This is a genomic window from Streptomyces flavofungini (assembly GCF_041028215.1).
In the GTDB taxonomy this organism is placed as follows: Bacteria; Actinomycetota; Actinomycetes; order Streptomycetales; family Streptomycetaceae; genus Streptomyces; species Streptomyces flavofungini_B.
The window spans coordinates 1-6,251 of the sequence record NZ_JASKYR010000599.1 but is presented as its reverse complement, the minus strand read 5'-3'; the positions used below and the strand labels follow the sequence as shown (position 1 = coordinate 6,251).

Annotated in this window: 4 protein-coding genes; all 4 read right to left on the bottom strand. The window is 70.9% G+C overall.

The window, feature by feature from the left end; translation table 11 throughout:
• A partial coding sequence (locus AB8Z36_RS30620) for an inositol-3-phosphate synthase (RefSeq protein ID WP_369216643.1) occupies positions 1–1,085 on the bottom strand: 1,085 nt, incomplete at its 3' end.
• Positions 1,086–1,216: 131 nt separating this feature from the next.
• Positions 1,217–2,608: a ThuA domain-containing protein gene (locus AB8Z36_RS30615; protein WP_369216642.1), complete on the bottom strand. Its 1,392-nt coding sequence runs from the start codon at positions 2,606–2,608 to the stop codon at positions 1,217–1,219.
• A 15-nt stretch (positions 2,609–2,623) separates the two neighbouring features.
• On the bottom strand, positions 2,624–5,110 hold the full coding sequence (locus tag AB8Z36_RS30610) for a PQQ-dependent sugar dehydrogenase (RefSeq protein ID WP_369216641.1): 2,487 nt from the start codon (positions 5,108–5,110) through the stop codon (positions 2,624–2,626).
• 213 nt (positions 5,111–5,323) lie between these two features.
• On the bottom strand, positions 5,324–6,251 hold a 928-nt coding region (locus tag AB8Z36_RS30605; protein ID WP_369216640.1), incomplete at its 5' end, for a sugar phosphate isomerase/epimerase family protein.

Here is a 6,251-nt window from a genome sequence, read left to right as displayed (position 1 = left end):
GTGTACTGCTCGCCGAGGGCCGCGGGGGCACCGTCGTCCGGGTCCTTGAAGTAGAAGGCGAGTTCCGGGAGGGGGCCGGTGATGCCGCGTTCGTGGGCCCGGGCGGTCAGGCGGGCGAGGTCGATGACGAGCGGTGCGGCGAGGGCGGAGTCGCAGCCCTGCCAGGTGGTCTGGAGCACCATGCGGGTGCCGAGGAAGCCGTCGAAGGCGATGTGGTCCCAGGCGGTCTTCCAGTCGCCGAGGGAGGGCACGTCGTCGATGTGGACCTGGCCCTCGGGGGTGGTGCCGAGGGTGTCGGCGAGGACGCGTTCCTTGCCCGCGTTCTTGGCGGCGGCGGCCGCGGGGTCGGCGAGGGCGGCGCCGTCGCCGCCGCCGAGGAGGTTGGTGCCGGACCAGGCGCGTACGGCGAGGGCGCGTTGGGCGAACATCGGGCCGAGCACCGACCGCAGGAGCGTCTGACCGGTCTTGCCGTCGCGTCCGGCGTGGGGCAGCCCGGCGGTGCGGGCCGCGTCGGCGAGGGCGGGGTGGTGCAGGCCGGTGGAGGGGGTGAAGTTCACATACGGGCAACCAGCCCTGAGTGCCGCGGCGGCGTAGAGGGAGCTGGCGGGCAGCCGGTCCGTGCCGTCATGGAGCGGTTCGGTCGAGGCCACGTTCACCACGACCGTGCGGGCCAGGCCCCGGCGCCGGGTGAAGTCGCGGATGTCCTCCGCGAAGGCGGCCGTCAGTTCCTCGTCGGTGCGGGTGTCGCCCGGCAGGGGGCCGCCGGGGCGGATCTCGGTGTCGGCCGCGGTGAGTTCGGCGTGGACGGCCGAGGGGAGGCCGTGCGGCAGGACGCCGCCCGCGGCGAGTTCCTCGGCGCGCTTGGGCAGGGGGCAGTGCGCGGTGTCGTGGCCGCCGAAGACGAGCGACGACAACGTTGGCAGGCCACTGTCGGCGAAGGGAGGTGTCTCCGTGACCATGCCGGTGGGTGGGTGGAGCCCGGCGGCCACCGCCGCACATCCCGCGACGGCGGTGGTCGCGACCGAACCGCGGGCGCCGATCAGCCAGACGCCGACGGAAGAGCTGGAGAGCGCGGATGTGGACATGGATGCCTCCTGCCATGACGCGAGGGACACGCGCCGTGAGGTACAGATGACGTAGGGGACATGGAGCGGGGTGCGGGTGCGGTGGGTCGAAGACGGCGGGCGGAGGTCCGGCGTCCTCCGCCCGCCGTCGTCTAGCGGCCCCCTCCCGGGCCTGGCTTCGGTGCGGAGGAGGCGGGTGGCGGGGCCAGTTCCTTCAGGCGGATGTTCCGGAAGGAGACCTCATCGGAGTCACCGTGGTTCTGGATGCCGATGTGCCCCTGGCGCAGGCTGCGTGCCGGGTCGGTGTTGGTGAAATCGTTGATCTTGACACCGTTGAGGTAGACGCGAAGGCGTTCGCCCTCGACGCGGATCTCGTAGGTGTTCCACTCCCCCGGCGGGTTCAGCGCCTTGTCGCGCTTGCCGAGGTCGGCGGATTTGAAGCCGTAGACGGAGCCCGTGGTCTTCTCGGGGGCGTCGGTGGCGTCGATCTGGATCTCGTAGCCGTTGTTGACGGCGGACCAGGGGTCGTCGGAGGGCGGGAAGCCCACGAAGACCCCGGAGTTGTCGTCACCGGCCATCCGCCAGTCCAGCTTGAGCGAGTACGAGCCGAGCTCGCGCCGGTCGTACCAGAGCATGCCCATGCCGCCGACGGTCGACAGCGTCCCGTCGTCCTCCTTGAGGGCGAAGGAGCCGGGGCCCGCCTGTTTCCAGGCGCCGAGCGAGGCCGCCGTGCCGTCGAAGATCTGCGTGTAGCCCTTCTCGGGCCGGCAGTCCGCCTGGGCGGCGCCGGCCGCCCAGCGGATGCCGCCGAGGAGGTGCTGCCGGAAGGCCGGTTCGGCGTAGGACTCCTTGGTGTGGCCGCCTCCGGTGTAGAAGGAGCGGCCGCCCTCGTACTCCTGGCACCAGGCGATCGGGTGGTCGCCCGGCATGGAGCCGCCGGAGTAGGAGGATTCGTCGAGGGTGGCGAGCACGCGGGCCCGCTCGCGCGGATTGGAGCGGTAGTTGTACCACTCGTCGGTGCGTTCCCAGGCGCCGCTGCCCAGGTGGGCGGTGGCGGGGTGGGCGTGGTCCTCGACGTGGACCTTGGCCTGCTGGATCGCGGGGTGCGACTGGAAGTAGGCGCCCGCGAGTCCGCCGTAGAAGGGCCAGTCGTACTCGGTGTCGGCGGCGGCGTGCACGCCGACGTAGGCGCCGCCGCCCCGGACGTAGCGTTCGAAGGCGCTCTGCTGGGCGGCGTTCAGGACGTCGCCGGTGGTGGAGAGCCAGACGACGGCGTCGTAGCGGCTGAGGTTCTTGGTGGTGAAGGCTCCGGCGTTCTCGGTGGCGTCGACGGTGAAGCCGTTCGCCGCGCCGAGTTCCCTGACGGTCTGGATGCCCGCCGGGATCGAGTCGTGCCGGAAGCCCGCCGTCCTGGAGAAGACGAGCACCCTTTCGCCCGCCTTGGCGCCGCCGTGTCCTGGCTCGGAGGCCGCGGGGCCCGACACGCATCCGATGAGCAGAGCGGCGGCCGCGGTCGCGGTGAGGAGCCGAGCTCGTCTGCGCATGGTGGTCACTCCCTCTCAGTGGGTGCGGTTCTTCGCCGTGGCCGAGGTGGTGAAGGTGAAGTCGTCGACGTCGTAGAGCGCGCCCGATCCGCTGCCCCTGAAGACCAGGTAGAGCGTGGTGGTCCTGGTCGGCGGCTTCGAGAGGGTGGCGCTGACGTCGGCGTACGTCTCCCATGAGCCGGTCGGCGCGACCTTCGCGGTGCCGAGCAGCCTGCCGGTCGCCGAGCCGCTGCGGACCTCCAGGGTGCCGCCGGAGCCCGCGGAGGCGACGCGCGCGGTCAGCTTGGTGGCGTTGCCGAGGAGGTAGGGCTCGAAGGAGATCCAGTCGCCGTTGTGGATGTCGCCGACCGTCTTGCCGCCGTGGGCGGGGGTGTGGCTGACGACGGAGACGCCCTTGGCGTCGTTGTAGTGCTCGCCCTGGCGGTGCTTGGGCTGGACGACGTTCTGGTCGTGGGTGGTCAGCGCGGGCTGGCCGTTCGCGCCCTTGTCGGTGTACTCGGCGTCGAAGACACCGAAGATGTTGGCGTTCGGGTCGTGCTCGCCGTCGGCGGAGGTCTGGATGGTCCCGGAGCAGCCGTTGGCGGAGGTCACGGGGTGGCCGTGGCTGTCGTGGCCGAGGATGTGGGTGACCTTCACCTTGGCGCAGTCGACGGGTCCGTCCTCCGGGTCGGTGACCTTGACCTTGAAGGGCACCTTGTCGCCGAAGGTGAAGAGCTGGCCGTCACCGGGGAGCTCCAGGGTGACCTTGGGCGCGGTGTTGCCGACGGTGAGGTGGGCGCTGGCGGAGCCGGTGCGTCCGGTGGAGTCCTTGACCGTCACGGTGGCGGTGTAGACACCGTTCTTCTTGTACGTGTACGTGGGGTTCTGCTGGGTGGACTTGCCGCCGTCGCCGAAGTCCCAGGCGTAGGTCAGGGTGCCGCCCTCGGCGTCCGTGGCCTTCGCGGTGAACTTGGTGCGCAGCGGGGCCTGGCCGCTGGTGACCGAGGCGCTCGCCTCGGCGACCGGGGAGTGGCCCTCGGTGGCGTTCTCGATGCGGTAGAGCCCGGAGTTCTCGTCGCCGCCGAACCAGGCGGTGCCGTAGTCGAGGACGTAGAGGGCGCCGTCGGGGCCGAACTCCATGTCCATCACCTGGGTTCCCGTCCACGGGAAGGGGTTGATGGACCGCACGGCGCCGTCCGAGCCGTGTTCGATGCGCTTGATCCAGCGGCGGCCGAACTCACCGGCGAAGAAGTCGCCGTCGTAGGCCTCGGGGAACTTCACGGGCGAGGTGCTGGCCGCGTCGTAGCGGTAGACCGGGCCGCCCATGGGGGATTCGGAGCCGGAGCCGAACTCGGGGACGGAGCCGCCGTCGTACGGTATCCACGCTTCCTGGGCGGGCGGCAGGTCGGTGAGGCCGGTGTTGTGCGGCGAGTCGTTCCTGGGGGCCGCGCAGTCGAAGGTGGCACCCGAGGTGCCGGTGGCGAAGTCGTAGTCGACGTAGGGGTCGTTCTTGCCGGTGCAGAACGGCCAGCCGAAGTTGCCCGCCTTGGTCACCCGGGCGAACTCGACCTGCCCGGCGGGGCCGCGCTTGGGGTCGGCGGCGCCCGCGTCGGGGCCGTAGTCACCGACGTAGACGGTTCCGGTGGGCTTGTCGACGCTCATCCGGAAGGGGTTGCGGAAGCCCATCGCGTAGATTTCGGGGCGGGTCTTCTCGGTGCCCTTGGCGAAGAGGTTGCCGTCGGGGACGGTGTAGCTGCCGTCGTCGGCGACCTTGACGCGCAGGATCTTGCCGCGCAGGTCGTTGGTGTTGCCGGCGCTGCGCCGCGCGTCGAAGGCGGGGTTGCGGGTGGAGCGCTCGTCGATGGGTGTGAAGCCGTCGGAGGCGAAGGGGTTGGAGTCGTCGCCGGTCGACAGGTAGAGGTTGCCGTCCTTGTCGAAGTCGATGTCGCCGCCGACGTGGCAGCAGGTGCCGCGGCTGGCGGGGACGTCGAGGACCTTCTTCTCGCTGGCGTTGTCGAGCGTGCCGTCGGCCTTGAGGACGAAGCGGGAAAGGCGGTTGACGCCGTCGAACTTCTTGAAGTCCTCGGCGGTGCCGTTCTCCGGGGCGTCTCCCGCGGGGGTGTCGAGCGGCGGCGCGTAGTAGAGGAAGATCGCCCGGTTGTCCTTGAAATTCGGGTCGATGCCGACGCCCTGGAGGCCTTCCTCGTCGTGCGAGTAGACCGGTATCTTGCCCGCGACCTTGGTGTTGCCCGCGGCGTCGGTCAGGCGCAGCGTGCCGTCCCGCGAGGTGTGCAGGACCGAGCGGTCGGGGAGTACGGCGAGTGTCATCGGCTCACCGGTCTCGGCCGCGCCCTTGGCGAGGGTGACCTGCTGGAAGTCTTCGGCGACGGGGGCGGCCGWSRCGGGCGGGTCCGCGGGGACGGCACCGGCGTGGGGTACGGCGAGGGCCAGTGAGGCACCGGTGAGCAGGGTGCCGGTCAGCAGGGCGAGGGCTTGGTGGAGTCTCGGGCGTTTCCTGTGCACGGAAGTTCCTCCGGAAGGGGGACGGTCGTACGCGGGTGCTTGCGCCGTGCGCCGGGGTGCGCCGTCACCCCGGTCCATTCATGTCCTGTACACCTCACAGGACGGTAGCCACGTTTGTCCCGGGCGGAAAGCCCTTGCGCGCCATTGAAGTTGAACTTTTTCCTGTCGCTGGACAAACAAGGCGGGCCGTCACCGGCCCGCCCGTGACATGCCTCAGTCCGAGCCGCCGAACGCCGCGTCGAACGACGCCGTCGGGGCCTCGAAGTCGTACGCCTTGAGGCGCTTGAGGGCCTCCGGGGCGCCCTGGAGGCGGTCCATGCCCGCGTCCTCCCACTCCACCGAGACGGGGCCCTCGTAGGCGATCGAGCGCAGCATGCGGAAGACGTCCTCCCACGGCACGTTCCCGTGGCCCGCCGACACGAAGTCCCAGCCGCGCCGGGGGTCGCCCCAGGGCAGGTGGGAGCCGAGGCGGCCGTTGCGGCCGTCCAGGCGGCGCCGGGCCTCCTTGCGGTCGACGTGGTAGATGCGGTCGCGGAAGTCGTACAGGAACCCGACCGGGTCGAGGTCCTGCCAGACGAAGTGCGAGGGGTCGAAGTTCAGGCCGAAGGCGGCCCGGTGGCTGACCGCCTCCAGGGCCTTCTTCGTGGTCCAGTAGTCGTAGGCGATCTCCGAGGGGTGCACCTCGTGGGCGAACCGGACGCCCTGGGCGTCGAAGACGTCCAGGATCGGGTTCCAGCGGTCGGCGAAGTCCTCGTACCCCCGCTCGATCATGCGGTCGGGGACCGGCGGGAACATCGCGACCAGGTGCCAGATCGAGGACCCCGTGAAGCCGACCACCGTGTCGACGCCGAAGGCCGCGGCGGCCCGTGCCGTGTCCTCGATCTCGGCGGCGGCCCGCTGCCGCACCCCCTCCGCCTCGCCGTCGCCCCAGATGCGGGCGGGCAGGATCGCCTGGTGGCGCTCGTCGATGATCGCGTCGCAGACGGCCTGCCCGACGAGGTGGTTGGAGATCGCCCAGCACTTGAGCCCGTACTTGTCGAGCAGGGCGTGCCGCCCGTCGATGTACGCGGGGTCGGCGAGCGCCTTGTCGACCTCGAAGTGGTCGCCCCAGCAGGCGAGTTCCAGACCGTCGTAGCCGAAG